This window comes from Achromobacter animicus (assembly GCF_040775605.1).
Classification (GTDB): Bacteria; Pseudomonadota; Gammaproteobacteria; order Burkholderiales; family Burkholderiaceae_B; genus Achromobacter; species Achromobacter animicus.
In genome coordinates this window covers 395,781-410,520 of sequence record NZ_JAYGJK010000001.1, presented here as the reverse complement: position 1 = coordinate 410,520, position 14,740 = coordinate 395,781, and the positions used below count along the sequence as shown (strand labels likewise).

The window sequence follows — 14,740 nt, the reverse complement described above, 5'->3', positions numbered from 1 at the left end:
TCGTCCGGACCGCGCCCTGCTTACCCCCGCCCGCTGATACCCAGCCGCGGGGGTTTTTCATGCCCGCTCGATGCCCGCCGGCGGGGCCGGCGGCGCGGCCACGGGTTCGCGGTCGCGGCCGATCATGCGCTTGATGCCCAGCCATTGCTGCGACCAGAACCCGCGTCCGTAGTCGCGTCCGCCCAGCTCGGCCTGCTGGTCATGGATGCCCGTGGGACCGTAGCCCACCCCAAACCGCGCGGTGCGGAACAGCACGTCCCAGATCGGAAACAGCGCGGCGAAGTTGTAGCCGCCCACCGGCCCCGGCGACGAGGCGTCGTAGGCGATGGAATGGTGATGGCGATGAAAGCGCGGGCTGACGAGCAGGCGTTCGCCCAGCGCGCCGAAGTGCATGCGCAGATTCGCGTGCGAGAAGCTCTGCGCCAGCTGGGTGATGGCCACCACCATGACGAACTGCGCGGGCGGCACGCCCACCAGTTGCGACACGAACACGACCAGCACGTCGCGCAGCATGTCGTCGAGCAGGTGGTTGCGGTCGTCGCTCCAGATGGTCATCTGGCGCTGGCTGTGATGCACGGCATGCAGCGCCCACAGCCAGCCGAAACGGTGCTGCGCGCGATGGTAGAAGTAATCCACCGCATCGAACAGCAGCAGGTAGATGATGAGGCTGACCCATGCCTTGTCGGTCACGCCCGGCCAGTACTGATCCAGCTGGAACGGCGCAAAGCCCCACACGTGCAGCTGGCCGAAGATGCTGTCCCAGAACGGGTCGATGGTGAAGAACAGCAGCAGCCGGAAGGCGCCCAGACGGTGGATCAGCGTGTACAGCACGTCGATGCCGATCTGGCGGCGGTCGGTCACCGGTTCCACGGGACGCAGGCGCTGCAGGGGGCCCAGGACCAGCACCAGCACCGCGATCTGGATCAGCCCGACCAGCAGCCACATGGTGGCGTCGTAGGCGTCCTCGATGAAGTTGCTCAGGCCCAGGTGGAACAGCGCGGGCTGAATCGCCGTCTCGAAGAGCCATTGCTGGCTGTCCCCGAAGAGTTGGCTAAGCGTATCCATGATCAGTGATGCGAAGCGATCCAGTCGCGATAGGCCGGATGGGTGTTCAAGGTGGCAAAACAATAGCCCTTGCGCTGCAAACCTTCAATCAGCGGTTCCAGCACGCCGGGCGCCCACGGGTCCTGGCGCGACCAGATGCCCAGGTGGGCGAGCAGGATGTCGCCGGGCTTGATGGTGCGCAGCGCCTGGTCCAGCAGCTTGGCGTTGGGGTATTTGTCGCTGGGCAGCTCATCGCCCAGGAACCCGGCCGGCGACCAGCCCACGTGCTCGAAGCCGCAGGCCTTGGCCGCCTTCAGCAGCGCGGGCGAGGTCTTGCCGCCGGGCGCGCGGTACAGCGGCAGCATGTTCTTGCCCGTCATCTGGTGGAACCGGGTGACGGAGCGTTTGATTTCGGCGCAGTATTGCTCGGCGGTCCACTCGGCGCGCTTGCCGGCGTCGGGCCCGGCGCTGGGTTTGACGCGAAACTTGCCGCCCGGCAGGTCGCCCTGCCAGTAGACGTGGTCGTAGGTGTGCGAGGCAAAGGCGTGGCCTTCGGCGGCGCGCGCCTTCCACCAGGGCGCCCACACGTCGTCCAGGCTGGTGCCGTCGGTCAGCGTGCGCTCGTTGGCCAGAAAGAAGGTGACCTTGACCTGGTGACGGGCCAGCACGTCGGCCACCAGCGGCGCGACGCCCATGTGGCCGGTGTCGAACGTCAGGTAGACAGGCTTGTCGCAGGTGGCCTGCGGGGCCGCGCCGGCCACCGAGGTCGCCAGCGCCAGGCACAGGACCGCGGACCGGGCTTTGCCCTTAGCGGGTCGGCGCATGATTCAGGGTCCATACGCCGTGCGGCGACTTGCCCACGGGCACCTGGTTGACGACCTTCTTCTGCTCCAGGTCCACCACGGTCAGCTTGCGCGCCCAGCGCGAGGTGACCAGCAGCGTCTTGCCGTCGGCCAGCACGTCCATGCAGTCCGGGCCGCCGGGCACCGGGAAGGTGTCGACGACGGCCAGCGTCTGCAGGTCGATGCGGCTGATCGAGTTGGCGGTGCGGTTGCTGACGAACAGGTGGCGGTGGTCGCCCTGCGCGCGGAAGGCGTGCGCGCCCGCCGCTGTCTGGATGCGCTTGACCAGCTTGGCCGGGCCGTTGCTGACGTCATAGGCTTCCACGTACGAGTCGCCGGTCAGCGCTACCAGCAGCGTCTTCTGGTCGGGGGTCAGGAAGACGTCAGCGGGCGTCTTGCCCGTGGACACCGTCCACTTGGGCGTCTGCGTGGCCAGGTCGATGGCGATGAGCTGATCGCTGTCCTGCAGCGAGACGTAGGCTGTCGTGCTGTGCTTGTCGATCATGATGTGGCTGGGCGTCTTGCCCGCCTGGATGCGCTTGACCAGCGTCAGGTCAAAGCCCTTTTCGAGCGGCTTCCAGGCATAGATGTCGATGTGGTCCAGGCGGTTGGCCGCCGTGACGAACCACTTCATGTCCGGCGAAAACTGCAACTGGTAGGGATCGACGATGCCGGTCAGCGTGCGCTGCACTTCGCCGGTCTTGGGATCCATCAGGGTGATGGAATCGCCGGTGGCGTTGGCGATCATCAGCGACTTTTCGTCGGGCGTCAGATACAGGTGATGCGGCTCTTTGCCGGTGGGCACGCGCCGCAGTTCCTTGTAGGTGGCCGGATCGATGATGCTGACGTTGGCGTCCAGGGAATTCAGGACAAAAATCGGGGCGGAAGCCGCCGCGGCGCTAAGCGCCATCCCCACGCCGAACAGGGCGTAGCGGACAAAAGACATGGGGTTCAATTTGGAGATCCGGCAAGGGGAAATCGGGCAGGCACCCGGTGCTCGCCATTTTAGGCACAGGCGCCTGACAAATGGGTCACAGGTGACGACGGAAACGCGGCGCGCCGGCAGGCTTTGACGGCAAACACGCAAGCCTGTTGCGACCCCGCAACAGGCGCGTGAAAAGCGGCATACGGCCCCGAAAAACCTACCTTGCAGGCGCCGGCTGACCGTTCGCGTCCACCCAGTTTCCAGCGCGGATATCGGCGTCGCGCAAGGCCGCCGCGCGGGAGGCCGAGGACGGTCCCAGGTCACTCTCCAGCACGCCGCCTTCCGGCCCCACGACGAACGTGCCGATGCCCGTGTGCCCGTACCGCGCGGGCCAGGCCACGATGCGGTACGTATTGCCCGCGCCACCCGGCAGCACCTTGTAGCGATAGCCGAAATACGCGTCGTCCACGGGCACGTCGGGCCCCATCGCCAGCGCATCCGGGCCAAAGGCCTGCTGCGGCGCACCGGGCACGTCGGGCCAGTACAGGCCGTCGCGCTCGCCGGCCCGGCTGACCAGCCGCGTGGCGTACCGGCCCTGGCCGACCCCTTGCGCATACCGGGTCTGCGCGGCCTGAAGTTCCTGCAGGGTTTCGATGGCGGTCAGCTCATTGCGGTCGATGGCGCGGCGCTGGATCTCTGCCTTGCCCGCCACCGGGTCGAATCGCCATCCCTGGCCGGCGCGCACCAGCGGCACCGGCAGCGTCCACCCGGAATCGCCGACCGCCACCCACGAACGCCCGCCGTCGGCGACGATGTCGTGCTTGCGCACCCACGCCGCCAGGTAGCGATAGATGTTTTCCTGATCGACGCCGCCCGGCACGAGCTGCCGGTGGTTCGGACCCAGCACGGTGCGCAGGGCGTCGACGTCGTTCAAGGCCAGCGCATCGGTAAACGCCTGCGCCGCCGCCTGGGCGCTGGGATACACGGCCTGCGACATGGCGGGCGCCGCCACGCCCAGCCCAAGGACCGAAGCCACGCACAGCGCGCGCAAACGAGCGATCGTCATAGAAAGTCCCTTGTCCATGGTGCCTATCTCCGGCCGCCGCCGCGCCCGCCGCGATGGACGCCTGCCCCGCCGCCACGATGCGGCGCGCTGGCGCCGGTGCTGCGATGCCCGCCGCCGCCGCGGCTCATTTCGCCGCGCTGGTTCTGCTGCCGCATGCGGTCGCCGTCGCCCGCCCCGCTCAGCGCGTTGTGGCTGTTCGACGCCCGGGCCCGGTCGCGCGCGGCCGCCTCGTCGGCGCGCTGGCGCTGGGCGGCGGCCTGCCGGTCCTGGGTCGAGATGCCGGACGTCCCGACGCTGGACGCGCCGTCGCGCGGACGATCCTGGGTCGAGACGCCGGTTGACCGGTTCTGGGCGCGATCCTGGGTCGAGACACTGGTTGACCGGTTCTGAGCGCGATCCTGGGTCGATACACCGGCCGTCCCGGCGCCGCGGTCCCGCCCGCCCTGTCCGGCTTGCGGCCCCTGCCCTTGCCCCCGGCCCGCGGCGCCGTCGCCCCGGCCTGCCCCCTGGCCGCGTCCGCCGTCCGCGCCGGAATGACCCGCGATCGGCTGCCCGGTCCGCCCTTCAAAAGACTGCGCCGCCCGCTGCCTGGCGGCATCGCGTGACCCGGCTGCCGGCGCCGCGCCCGCCGCGCCAAGCCCTTGGCCGCCCGCCTGCGCACGGTTCTGCAAGCCGGCCTGCCGCTGGCTGTCGAAACGCTGGCGGTTGGCGGCGTCCGCGTACGGTGCGTTGCCGCGGTTGGCGGCGTTGTGTTGCCACGTCGACCGGTTGTTGTTGACGTTGTTGCGGTCGATGCGATTGTTGACGTTGATGTTGTTGTAGCGATCCACGTCGATATCGATGTCGCCATGCCCCCAGTTCGCGTCGCCCCACATCGAATTGATCGCCGCGACGCCGATGCCGAATCCGATCCCGGCCACCAGCGAACTCGCAAACACCGACCCCGGCGGCGGGGGATAGTAATAAGGCGGATACGACGGATATGCCCACGCGCCATAGACCACCGTGGGGTTGTAACTGGGCACGTAAACGACTTGAGGATCCGCCGGCTCGATCACCACAACCGTCTTGTCATTCGCGGTGGTGGTCTTGACCGTCTGTTGCGGCGTGCTTTTCAGGTTGCCGGCCTTTTGCGCCTGGGCGCGCAGCCGCTGGACGGAATCCATGACGGCCTCGGGCTGCGCCAGGAACGCGTCGCCCACGGACTTCACCCAGCCGGGCTCGCGGCCCATCATGTCCATGACCGAGGGAAAGGCCACCAGCGACTTGACGCTGGGATCCCAGGTTTCGGCGTCGACGGCTCGCACCGCATCATCGCCGGACTGGTTGGCGTTTGCGGCCGACCATTTGGCCGCCGCCGCGACGTCATCGGGGTACGTGGATCCCATCAGGATCTGCGACAGCAGCGCGTCCGGATAGAGCGCCACGGGCGCCATCAACTGATCAAGCTGAGCGTTGCTCAGCTTGATCTGCGCCATGGCGGGAAAAGAGAGTGACAGCCCCAGGCAAATCAGGCCGAAGAACCACGTTCGCAGTCGCCGCATTTCCGTTCTCCGCACACAGAGCAAGATGCCACAAGCCAGGAGGGAACCGCCGGATATCGCGAAGACAATATATGCCTAACGCTGGCCGTTTGGAAGCGCCAGCGGTAGTACGCCCGAACCGCGCCTATCGGCCTACAGCTTGGCGACGGACACCTCGGTCGCCTTCACGAATGCCAGGACCTCGGTGCCGATCTGCAGGTCCAGTTCCTTGACCGAGCGGGTGGTGATGACCGACGTGACGATGCCGGCGGGCGTGTCGACGTCGACTTCGGACACCACCGGGCCGAGGATGATTTCCTTGATCTTGCCGCGGAACTGGTTGCGGGCATTGATGGACTGGATGCTCATGGTGTTGCTCCTGAAAGATGAGGATGGCGCCACGGCGGCGCCGGGTTGTGCCTGCCGGCCCGCGGCGTCAGACCGCGAGCCTCAGATGCCGGATCTGGATGACAGGCGCAAGCGGCCTGCCGTCCGGACCCGGCGTGTCGGGTTGTCCCAGCGCGGCGCGCAGCACGCGCGCCTCCAGCGCCGTAAAGGCAGCAGATCCGCGCACGCGCGGACGCGGCAGGTCCACCCGCACGTCCAGCGTCACGCGGCCCGCGTCCAGCACCAGGATCCTGTCCGCCACGGCCACCGCCTCGGCGGCGTCATGGGTGGCCAGCACGGCGGTAAAGCCTTGCCGGCGCCATGCGGCTTCCAGCTCGCCCTGCATGCCGATCCGGGCCAGCGCGTCCAGCCGGCCCAGGGGCTCGTCCAGCAGCAAAAGGCCGGGCCGGTGCGCCAGCGCGCGCGCGAGCGCGACGCGCTGGCACTGCGCGTCGGTCAGGCTGGCGGGCCAGTCGTTGGCGTGGCGCGCCAGGTCCATCTGCCGCAACGCGGCAAGCGCCCGGTGGCGCTCGGGCAATCCCAGCGCGACGTTATCGATCACGCGCTTCCACGGCAACAGGCGGGCATCCGCCCGCAACGCGCGAACACGATGGTCTGGCGCCCACAGCGGAAAGTTGTCGAACAGCACGGGCGAGCGTTGCGGCGCGCCGCCCTGTTCGCCGGTCGGGGTGGCGTCGCCGGCCAGCATCCGCAGCAGCGCGCGCTTTCCGCTGTCTGAACGCCCCACCACCGCCACAAATTCCCCGGCGGCGATGTCCAGGTCCAGCGGATGCAGCACGTCGCTGCCAACACGCCCGGCCAGCTTGCGCAACGTCACACGCAGAGGCGCAGGACGCGCGGCGTCCTCGTCCGGCGCGTTGTCCCGCTCGGCGCGGTCAGGCGCCTGCAGGTGCTGGAAGAGCTCGAACTCGTTGGGGTGGATGAACATGGCGGCCTGCCGGCGTATGCCCCTGTCCGCGGCCCTAGCGGGCCGCCTCCAGCTTCTGCTGGTAGTCGGTCTTCACGAAGCCGGCGAACGACTTCTCGGTGACCGCCAGAAACTCCGGCGACGCGTAGGCCGCTGCGATGTCCTTGACGAACGGCTTGTCGCGATCCGCAGTGCGCACGGCCACCAGGTTCTGGTAGGTGGGCGTCGTCTTTTCCAGCGCCAGCGCCTCGGTCAGCTTCAGACCCGAGGCCAGCGCGAAGTTGCCGTTCACGAACGAGAAGTCGGTGTCTTCCAGCGAACGCGGCAGTTGCGCGGCTTCCAGCGGGATGATCTTGATCTTCTTCACGTTGACCGCCACGTCCTTCTCAGACACCTGCAAAGGGTCATAGCCGTCGCGCAGTTTCACCCAACCCAATTCCTGCAACACGACCAGCGCGCGCGCCTGGTTGGTGGGATCGTTGGGCACCGCCACGCTCACGCCGTCGGGCGCCGCATCGACGCTTTTGTACTTCTTGCTGTAGATGGCGATGGGCGCGGTCGGCACCTTGACCAGTTCGGACAGTTCAAGCTTGTTCTTGGCCGCGAAGTTCTTCAGGTAGACGATGTGCTGGAACGCGTTGGCGTCCAGCGCGCCCTGCGCCAGCGCAAAGTTGGGTTGCACGTAATCGTTGAACTCGACGATCTTGACCGTATAGCCCTGCCTTTCCAGGATGGGCTTGATGCCCAGCTTGATCTGGTCGCTGTACGGCCCGGCCGTCGCGCCGAACACGATTTCTTTTTTGGCGGGGTCGGCCGCGTGGGCGGTTCCCCCGAAGGCCAGCACGGCCAGCACGGCGAGCGTCGGGGCGAGGCGATTGGTAAGCAGCATGAGTGTCCTATGGGGTCAGCGTTTGTCGATGCGTCGCGCGACGGTATTGCCGGCGAACTGGATGATCTGCACCAGCACCACGAGCAGCGCCACGGTGAGCACCATCACGTCGGTCTGGAAGCGGTAATAGCCATAGCGGATGGCCAGGTCGCCGATGCCGCCGCCGCCGACCACGCCAGCCACGGCCGAGTACGACAGGAAGCTGACGGCCAGCACCGTCAAGGCCAGCACAAGGCCCGAACGCGCCTCCACCAGCAGCACGCGGCGCACGATCTGCAACTCCGACGCGCCCGCGGCGTGCGCGGCTTCGATCACGCCGCGCGGCACTTCACGCAGGCATTGCTCGACCAGCCGCGCGAAGTACGGAATCGCGGCGAAGGACAGCGGCACCGCTGCGGCGACTGGCCCGATCGACGTGCCCGCGATGACCCGCGTAAACGGCACCAGCGCGACGAGCAGGATGATGAAAGGAAACGACCGCACGGTATTCACCGTCCAGCTCAGCAACCGGTGCAGCACCGGACGGTCCAGCGATTGGCCGGGTCCGGTCAGGAATACGAGGATGCCGAGCGGCCCGCCGAGCAGAATGGAGGCGGCCAATGCAATGGCCAGCATCAGAAAGGTCTGTCCGACCGCCACGCCCAGTTCGGGCAGCAACTGCACAAAGGTGTCCAGCATCATGCAACCTCTTCGTAGGGGTGGGTGGCTTCGCGGATCAGTTCGCGGCCCAGCGGCGAGGACAGGTGCACGTTGGCGCCCGAGATCTCGGCCTGCTCCAGGACCTCGCCGTTCTCCATCACGGCCACATGGCGGCACAGCGCGCGCACCACGGCCAGCTCGTGCGTGACGATGACGATGGTGACGCCCAGGCGCTTGTTGATGTCGCGCAGCACGCTCAGCACCGAGCGCGTGGTCTCGGGGTCGAGCGCCGAGGTGGGCTCGTCGCACAGCAGCACGGCCGGCTCGCTGGCCAGCGCGCGCGCGATCGCCACGCGCTGCTTCTGGCCGCCCGACAACTGCGCGGGATGGCTGGCCGCCTTGTCGGTCAGGCCCACGATATCCAGGCAGTCGCGCACGCGGTCGGCGATCTGCGTCTTGCTGCGCCCGCCGTGCACGCGCAGCGCAAAGGCCACGTTCTCGAACACGGTCTCGTTCTGCAGCAGGTTGAACTGCTGGAAGATCATGCCGATGTTCTGCCGCGCCGACCGCAGGTCGCGCTTGGACAGCGCGGTGAGTTCGGTGCCGGCCACGCGCACGGCGCCCTCGTCCGGCCGCTCCAGCAGGTTGATGAGGCGCAGCAGCGTGGACTTGCCCGCGCCGCTCTTGCCGATGATGCCGAACGTGTCGCCGGCGCGGATCGACAGCGACACGTTGCGCACGGCGTCAAAGCGTCCCGCACGCGTGGCAAACGACTTGCTCACCGCATCCAGGCGGATGACGGGCTGCGGCACGGCGGTGATGTCGGAAATATCGGTCATTGCGATTGCATCAGGAATAGGCGGTGGGTTCGGGCGCCTGGTCAAGCAGCGCGTACCGACCCAGGTCGCGGATCTTGTAGGACACCGGGTCATGCAGGGTGTGGACGCGCGCGTTGCGCCAGTAGCGGTCGTAGCCGTAACGCGCGGAAGTGGCGCTGGCCCCTGTCACTTCGAACAGTTCCGAGCCCACTGCCAGCGCGGCGCGATGCGCCAGCACCTTGGCCTGCGCACCGGCCACCGCGACGTCGCCGCGTTCCTGCGCCGTGACGGACGGTCCGCGCGCCAGCGCCGCGTCCAGCTTCAATCCGGCCAGATCGGCCAGCGCCTCTGCCGCCTGCACGCGCAGCCAGAATTCGCCGAAGCGCTCCTGCACGTAGGGATCGTCGACATGGCGATCGACGCCGGATGCGAACCACGGCCGCGCCTCGTCGCGCACGTAGCGGCGCGCCTCGTGAAAGGCGCCGCGCGCGATGCCCAGATAAAGGTTGGTCATGATGAGCTGCGCCACCTGCGAACGCAGCGTGGCGCGGGCGGTTGGGGTGACGCCCGGCGCCTGCAGCACCTGGATGGCCTCCAGGCGCACGTGATCGAAGCGCACCGTGCCGCTGTCGGTCTGGCGCTGGCCGAACGCATCCCAGTCGGGATTGACGGTGATGCCGTCTGCCTGCGTGGGCAGCGCGGCGATCAGCGCGGTGCTCGAAGGCTTGTGCCAGGCCGAGAACGTCAGCAGATCCGACCCGACCGAACCGGAGCTGAAGCTTTTCACGCCGTCGATGCGGTAGCCGTCCAGCTCCGCGCGGGCGATGACGCGGCGGTCCAGCGGATTGAGCGCGTTGCCCCAGAAGAGCTGGCGCTCGGCGGTGGGCGCCAGAAAGTAGGCCTGCTGCTCGGGCGTGCCGTACAGCAGCACGCCGGCGACCTGCAGATGATGAAAGCCGAATACGTGCGCGAGCGCGCTGTCGACTTCGGCCAGGCGGCGCACCGCCGCCAGCACGGTGGACCAGTCCGCGCCCGTGCCGCCGTAGGCGGTGGGAATGGACAGGCGAAGCAGTCCGCTGGCGCGGATGCGTTCGCGCTCATGGGCCGCATGACCGCCAGCGCGGTCGCGTTCGACGGCGGTGGCGGCCAGCTCGGCCACCAACGCTTCCAACGCAGCGCCGACCGCATGGGCCGCATCGGCGCTGGCGCCTTCATCGTGGCGCGCTTGGCGCAACAGGGAAATCTTGGCCATCAATCGGTCCTTGAAAACAGTTCGGGCCGATGCACCGGGCTCCAGCGCAGCAGGTGGCGCGCAAGCAGGTGCACCAGCGCCTGCGACGCCGCGCTCATCGCGGCGTACAGCGCAATGCCGAGCAACAGCAGGTCGGCGCGCGCGGCGATGCGGCCCTGCTCGGCCAGGATGCCAACGCCCGACGGCGCCGCGAACACTTCCAACGCCACCAGGATCAGCCACGCGAGTCCCAGGCCTTGCCGCAGCCCCGTCAGGATCGACGGCAGTGCGCCAGGCAGGATGACGTGCAGGAACAGCGCCCAGCCGTGCAAGCCATGAGACCTGCCCGTGGCGATCAATCCGGGATCCACCGCGCGGATACCGCGCACCGTCTGGCGGTAGATCGGAAAGAATGCGCCCAGCGACAACAGCGCCAGCCGGGCCGTCTCGCCCACGCCGAGCCACAGCAGGATGAGCGGCGCAAACGCGAGCACGGGCACGAGGCCCAACGCCTGCAGCAAGGTGTCGGCCTGCTTGCCGGCGCGCCGGGCGGTGGCGTTCATCGCGCCCAGGATCAAGGCCGCACCGCCACCCAACACCAGGCCTGCGAGCACGCGCAGCAGGCTGGCGCCCGCATGGCTCCACAGCTCGCCGCTGCGCGCCAGCGCCACCGCGGCGGCGGCAACCGTCGATGGCGCGGGCAGCAGGCGGCCGGACAGCCAGCCGGCCTGCGCGGCGGCCTGCCATGCGGCGAGAACGAGCAGGGAGGCCAGCAGTGGAGACAGCGCGGGAGCCAGAACGGACACCAGCCAAGGCGCGGCCCGCAGGTTCGGGCTGGGAGGCTTGCGCGGGGCAGACATCAGCTTGCCGACTCCTTGGGCACCAGCTCGGTCGCCATGACTTCGCCGAAGGGGCCGGTGAGCACGGTGCTGCCCGGCTTGCGCTCGCCCTTGCCGGGCAGCAGCGGGAACACCAGTTCGGCAAAGCGGTACGACTCTTCCAGGTGCGGATAGCCGGAGAAGATGAAGGTGTCGATGCCGAGGTCGGCGTACTCCTGGATGCGGGCGGCGACGGTTTCGGGATCGCCGACCAGCGCGGTGCCGGCGCCGCCGCGCACGAGCCCGACGCCCGCCCACAAGTTGGGCGAGATCTCCAGGTGCGCGCGGCCGCCGTTGCCGTCGGTCAGCTTGCCGCCATGCAACGCGGCCATGCGGCGCTGGCCTTCGGAATCCATTTTGCCGAACGCGGCCTGCGCGGCCTGCACGGCGTCTTCGCTGAGATGGCTGATGAGTTCATCGGCCGCGGCCCACGCCGCTTCGTTGGTCTCGCGCACGATGACGTGCAGCCGGATGCCGAAGCGCACGGTGCGCCCATGCCGCGCGGCGCGGGCGCGCACGTCGGCGATCTTGCGCGCAACGGCATCGGGCGGTTCGCCCCAGGTCAGGTAGACGTCGAGCTGTTCGGCCGCGAGTTCGTGCGCGGCTTCGGACGAGCCGCCAAAGTACAACGGCGGGTACGGTTTCTGGACGGGCGGATAGATGACCTTGCCGCCCTTGGAGACGAGCTGCTCGCCTTCGAAGCTGAAGCCTTCAGCCTGGTGGCTGTTTTCAAGAATGCCGCGCCAGATCTTGAGGTAATCCGCGGTGATGGCGTACCGCTGGTCATGACTGACGAAGACGCCGTCGCCTTCGAGCTCGCCGGGATCGCCGCCGGTGACGACGTTGACGAGCAGCCGGCCTTCGGACAGGCGGTCGAAGGTGGCGGCCATGCGCGCGGACACTTGCGGCGAGCTGACGCCGGGGCGGATGGCGACCAGGAACTTCAGGTTGCGGGTAGCGCCGATGAGGCTGGAGGCAACGACCCACGCATCTTCGCAGGACCGGCCGGTGGGCAGCAGGACGCCGTCATAACCGAGGGTGTCGGCGGCGACGGCGACCTGGCGGAAGTAGTCATAGCTGGCGGCGCGCGCACCACGGCTGGTGCCAAGGTAACGGGAATCGCCGTGCGTGGGGATGAACCAGAAAACATCCATGCTGAAACTCCGGATCAGACGCTGAAGCCGCCCGCAAGGGCGAGACGGCCAAGGTCGTAGGCAGGGTGGACGGCGCCAGCGCGCGGCTGCACGTGTTCGGACAGACGCTCGACGGAATCCTCGAGCCGTCCGCGCACGTCGTCGTCGATGTCGGCGTTGCCCGACTCATCGAGCCGCACCTGTTTGTCGGTGGCGTAGACGCCGGCCAGGATGTGCCGCGCACCGAGCGCGGACAGCACGGGCTTGAGGCCGTACTCGAGGGCAAGCAGATGCGCGGGACTGCCGCCGGTGGCAATCGGCAGGACGACTTTGCCGGCGAGCGCCTTTTCATCGAGCAGGTCGAGCACGGCTTTGAGACCGCCGGAGAACGAGGCTTTGTAGACGGGCGTGGAGATGAGCACGGCGTCGGCGGCCGCAACCCGCGCACGCAGGGCGTTGGCGGCCGCGCCGGTGTAATGCCCTTCGATGAGTTCTTCGGCGGGGATGTCGCGCAGGCCGAGTTCGCTGATGCCTAGCCCGCGTGCACGCAGGATCTGCGCGGCGTGGCGGAGCAACGCGGAGGAACGGGACCGCTGCGACGGACTGCCCGCCAGGGTGAGGATGCTCATGGTGATCTGCCGGGGCGATGCGTTAGAAGGCGGGGACAAGCGAGCCTTTGAATTCGCGCTCGATATAGGCGCGGACTTCGGGCGATTGATACGCGGAGACCAGCTTCTTGACCCAGGGCTGGTCGCGGTCTTTGGTGCGCACGGCGATGAGGTTGGCATAGGGGCCATCGGCAGCCTCTCGTCCGATGGCGTCGCGGGCAGGCACCAGACCGGCCTGTTCGGCGTAGTCGTTGTTGATGGACGCGGCGGTCAGATCATCAAGAGACCGCGGCAGCTGCGCGGCGTCGAGCGCAATCAGCTTGAGCTTTCGGGGGTTGGAGACGACGTCAAGCGGCGTGGCGGTGTTCTTCTGCTCGGCCTCGGGCTTGAGGGTGATGAGCTTGTAGGCGGCTAGCAGACGCAGGGCGCGGTTGCCGTTGGAGGGATCGTTCTGAATGCCCACGGACGCGCCTTCGGGCAGTTCGTCGAGCGATTTGATTTTGCGGGAGTAGAAGCCTAGCGGCGCGGTGACGGTAAGGCCGACGGGAACGATGTCGAAGCCGCGTGCCTTGATCTGGTTGTCCAGGAAGGGCTTGTGCTGGAAGGCGTTGGCGTCGAGGTCACCGGCGTTGAGGGCGGCGTTGGGGAGTTGGTAGTCGTTGAATTTGACGAGCTTGATCTGCAGGCCGTCGCGGGCGGCGACTTGCTTGACGACGTCGAAGATTTTTTCAGCGGTGCCTACGGAGATGCCTACTGTGATGGTGTCCTTGCTGTTGTTCTGGGCTTGTGCGCTTGTGATGAACGCGAGCGTTAGTGCTGCTGTGGTCAGGAGGCGGAGCAAGGAGGCCATTTCGTTTTGTGTCCGATGAGGTGAATGCTTGATGAGGTGATTCTGTCATCGGGGTTTGCGGGCGAAAAATACTTAGTCGATATGAGGTTATGTGTGCAAAGGGTGTGCTTGTTAGCGCGGATGGTGATTTGGTTGCTGGTGGAGGGTTGGGTTCTTCTTAAGACGTCGGGTGCGGCGTGGGTCCGATGATCGAGTTCTTAAGACGTGCGGCACGTGGCGGCCGGCGCGGTGATTGAGTTTTTAAGACGTCCGGCACGGTGGCGGCCGGCGCGGTGATTGAGTTTTTAAGACGTCCGGCACGGTGGCGGCCCGGGGCGCGCGGGGCCACGATTGCGGTCCGGAGCCTTCGCTCCGGACTTCCCCTTCGTCATCTTCGTCCGCCTTCGGCTCCCTTCAGATTCCCTCGGGCTTATCGACGCCCCGCGCACCCCGGGCCGCCACCGCACCGGACTCTGGCAATTGAAATTTGATTGCCGCCGCGGCGGTCGGCGTGCTTGGCCTTTTTGCGCAGATGCCTTCGGGCTAGAAGCATCTTGCGGTGCCCGTCTCCGTTCGGCCGCGCGGGCGGCCTCCGGAGACTTACGCGGCGTCTTGCGTCGTGGCGATGACGCTTCGCGTGTGGCTGCTTTTGGGTTTGGGTGGCTGACAGCCTCAAATTCGTAAGACCGAATGAGGTGTCTGACACCCCGGTGAAATTTGCTTCATACCAAGTGCATCTCCCGAGGGTGTCAGACACCGGCAGCGGTGAGATTCGCTTCATACCACGTGCATCTTCCGAGGGTGTCAGACACCGCCAGCGGCAGACGGCATCGGTAGGTTCCGGCAGCGACGGCAATAACCGTCAGTTGAACTCCAGTGCCCGATGGGCGGCGCGTACGGGTCGGCAAGTTGTGGCTGAACGTCGACGCGCCGCCCATCACCGCCCCTCCCCCCGTGACGGCGGGCCATTAGCAAACCAACCATCACCAGCGCGCAAGCG

General features: G+C 67.5%; 15 protein-coding genes. All 15 read right to left on the bottom strand.

Going from position 1 to position 14,740, the window contains the following annotated elements; all coding sequences use genetic code 11:
- Positions 1-57: 57 nt before the first annotated feature.
- Complete coding sequence (locus AB3147_RS01805) at positions 58-1,065, bottom strand: sterol desaturase family protein (RefSeq protein ID WP_175123739.1); 1,008 nt, start codon at positions 1,063-1,065, stop codon at positions 58-60.
- 2 nt (positions 1,066-1,067) lie between these two features.
- Positions 1,068-1,868 (bottom strand): polysaccharide deacetylase family protein, encoded by an 801-nt coding sequence (locus AB3147_RS01800; RefSeq protein WP_367351321.1) that lies wholly within the window; start codon positions 1,866-1,868, stop codon positions 1,068-1,070.
- Positions 1,852-2,832 carry a YVTN family beta-propeller repeat protein gene (locus tag AB3147_RS01795; protein ID WP_056565095.1) on the bottom strand — a complete coding sequence of 327 codons (981 nt, stop codon included), beginning with the start codon at positions 2,830-2,832 and terminating at the stop codon, positions 1,852-1,854. The genes AB3147_RS01800 and AB3147_RS01795 overlap by 17 nt, the downstream gene beginning before the upstream one ends.
- A 196-nt stretch (positions 2,833-3,028) precedes the next feature.
- Positions 3,029-3,877 (bottom strand): DUF2950 family protein, encoded by an 849-nt coding sequence (locus tag AB3147_RS01790; protein ID WP_367351320.1) that lies wholly within the window; start codon positions 3,875-3,877, stop codon positions 3,029-3,031.
- Positions 3,878-3,900: 23 nt separating this feature from the next.
- Positions 3,901-5,421, bottom strand: a complete 1,521-nt coding sequence (locus AB3147_RS01785) for a DUF3300 domain-containing protein (RefSeq protein WP_367351319.1) — start codon at positions 5,419-5,421, stop codon at positions 3,901-3,903.
- A 132-nt stretch (positions 5,422-5,553) separates the two neighbouring features.
- On the bottom strand, positions 5,554-5,769 hold the full coding sequence (locus tag AB3147_RS01780; RefSeq protein ID WP_175123743.1) for a TOBE domain-containing protein: 216 nt from the start codon (positions 5,767-5,769) through the stop codon (positions 5,554-5,556).
- A gap of 67 nt (positions 5,770-5,836) precedes the next feature.
- Positions 5,837-6,736, bottom strand: a complete 900-nt coding sequence (locus AB3147_RS01775) for an ATP-binding cassette domain-containing protein (RefSeq protein ID WP_218342282.1) — start codon at positions 6,734-6,736, stop codon at positions 5,837-5,839.
- Positions 6,737-6,770: 34 nt separating this feature from the next.
- The gene (locus AB3147_RS01770; protein WP_367351318.1) at positions 6,771-7,604 is read right to left on the bottom strand and encodes a MetQ/NlpA family ABC transporter substrate-binding protein; all 834 of its coding nucleotides are present in this window, start codon (positions 7,602-7,604) and stop codon (positions 6,771-6,773) included.
- Between the two features lie 15 nt (positions 7,605-7,619).
- Entirely contained in the window at positions 7,620-8,282 is a 663-nt protein-coding gene (locus AB3147_RS01765) for a methionine ABC transporter permease (protein WP_056566920.1), read from the bottom strand.
- Positions 8,282-9,082: a methionine ABC transporter ATP-binding protein gene (locus tag AB3147_RS01760; RefSeq protein ID WP_367351317.1), complete on the bottom strand. Its 801-nt coding sequence runs from the start codon at positions 9,080-9,082 to the stop codon at positions 8,282-8,284. The genes AB3147_RS01765 and AB3147_RS01760 overlap by 1 nt, the downstream gene beginning before the upstream one ends.
- Before the next feature lie 10 nt (positions 9,083-9,092).
- Positions 9,093-10,313 (bottom strand): acyl-CoA dehydrogenase family protein, encoded by a 1,221-nt coding sequence (locus AB3147_RS01755; RefSeq protein ID WP_367351316.1) that lies wholly within the window; start codon positions 10,311-10,313, stop codon positions 9,093-9,095.
- Positions 10,313-11,152 carry an ABC transporter permease subunit gene (locus tag AB3147_RS01750; RefSeq protein WP_367351315.1) on the bottom strand — a complete coding sequence of 280 codons (840 nt, stop codon included), beginning with the start codon at positions 11,150-11,152 and terminating at the stop codon, positions 10,313-10,315. The genes AB3147_RS01755 and AB3147_RS01750 overlap by 1 nt, the downstream gene beginning before the upstream one ends.
- Positions 11,152-12,324: an FMNH2-dependent alkanesulfonate monooxygenase gene (gene ssuD, locus AB3147_RS01745; RefSeq protein ID WP_218342286.1), complete on the bottom strand. Its 1,173-nt coding sequence runs from the start codon at positions 12,322-12,324 to the stop codon at positions 11,152-11,154. The genes AB3147_RS01750 and ssuD overlap by 1 nt, the downstream gene beginning before the upstream one ends.
- Before the next feature lie 14 nt (positions 12,325-12,338).
- The gene (gene ssuE, locus AB3147_RS01740; protein WP_218342287.1) at positions 12,339-12,932 is read right to left on the bottom strand and encodes an NADPH-dependent FMN reductase; all 594 of its coding nucleotides are present in this window, start codon (positions 12,930-12,932) and stop codon (positions 12,339-12,341) included.
- A gap of 22 nt (positions 12,933-12,954) precedes the next feature.
- On the bottom strand, positions 12,955-13,761 hold the full coding sequence (locus tag AB3147_RS01735; protein WP_367351314.1) for a MetQ/NlpA family ABC transporter substrate-binding protein: 807 nt from the start codon (positions 13,759-13,761) through the stop codon (positions 12,955-12,957).
- Positions 13,762-14,740 lie beyond the last annotated feature (979 nt).

What these genes read in the sequence shown, in the direction of transcription:
- AB3147_RS01795 (WP_056565095.1), bottom strand. Translation starts at nt 2,832, where the DNA reads ATGTCTTTTGTCCGCTACGCCCTGTTCGGCGTGGGGATGGCGCTTAGC.
- AB3147_RS01805 (WP_175123739.1), bottom strand. Translation starts at nt 1,065, where the DNA reads ATGGATACGCTTAGCCAACTCTTCGGGGACAGCCAGCAATGGCTCTTC.
- AB3147_RS01755 (WP_367351316.1), bottom strand. Translation starts at nt 10,313, where the DNA reads ATGGCCAAGATTTCCCTGTTGCGCCAAGCGCGCCACGATGAAGGCGCC.
- AB3147_RS01750 (WP_367351315.1), bottom strand. Translation starts at nt 11,152, where the DNA reads ATGTCTGCCCCGCGCAAGCCTCCCAGCCCGAACCTGCGGGCCGCGCCT.
- AB3147_RS01780 (WP_175123743.1), bottom strand. Translation starts at nt 5,769, where the DNA reads ATGAGCATCCAGTCCATCAATGCCCGCAACCAGTTCCGCGGCAAGATC.
- AB3147_RS01790 (WP_367351320.1), bottom strand. Translation starts at nt 3,877, where the DNA reads ATGACGATCGCTCGTTTGCGCGCGCTGTGCGTGGCTTCGGTCCTTGGG.
- ssuD (WP_218342286.1), bottom strand. Translation starts at nt 12,324, where the DNA reads ATGGATGTTTTCTGGTTCATCCCCACGCACGGCGATTCCCGTTACCTT.
- AB3147_RS01770 (WP_367351318.1), bottom strand. Translation starts at nt 7,604, where the DNA reads ATGCTGCTTACCAATCGCCTCGCCCCGACGCTCGCCGTGCTGGCCGTG.
- AB3147_RS01760 (WP_367351317.1), bottom strand. Translation starts at nt 9,082, where the DNA reads ATGACCGATATTTCCGACATCACCGCCGTGCCGCAGCCCGTCATCCGC.
- AB3147_RS01785 (WP_367351319.1), bottom strand. Translation starts at nt 5,421, where the DNA reads ATGCGGCGACTGCGAACGTGGTTCTTCGGCCTGATTTGCCTGGGGCTG.
- AB3147_RS01800 (WP_367351321.1), bottom strand. Translation starts at nt 1,868, where the DNA reads ATGCGCCGACCCGCTAAGGGCAAAGCCCGGTCCGCGGTCCTGTGCCTG.
- AB3147_RS01735 (WP_367351314.1), bottom strand. Translation starts at nt 13,761, where the DNA reads ATGGCCTCCTTGCTCCGCCTCCTGACCACAGCAGCACTAACGCTCGCG.
- AB3147_RS01775 (WP_218342282.1), bottom strand. Translation starts at nt 6,736, where the DNA reads ATGTTCATCCACCCCAACGAGTTCGAGCTCTTCCAGCACCTGCAGGCG.
- AB3147_RS01765 (WP_056566920.1), bottom strand. Translation starts at nt 8,282, where the DNA reads ATGCTGGACACCTTTGTGCAGTTGCTGCCCGAACTGGGCGTGGCGGTC.
- ssuE (WP_218342287.1), bottom strand. Translation starts at nt 12,932, where the DNA reads ATGAGCATCCTCACCCTGGCGGGCAGTCCGTCGCAGCGGTCCCGTTCC.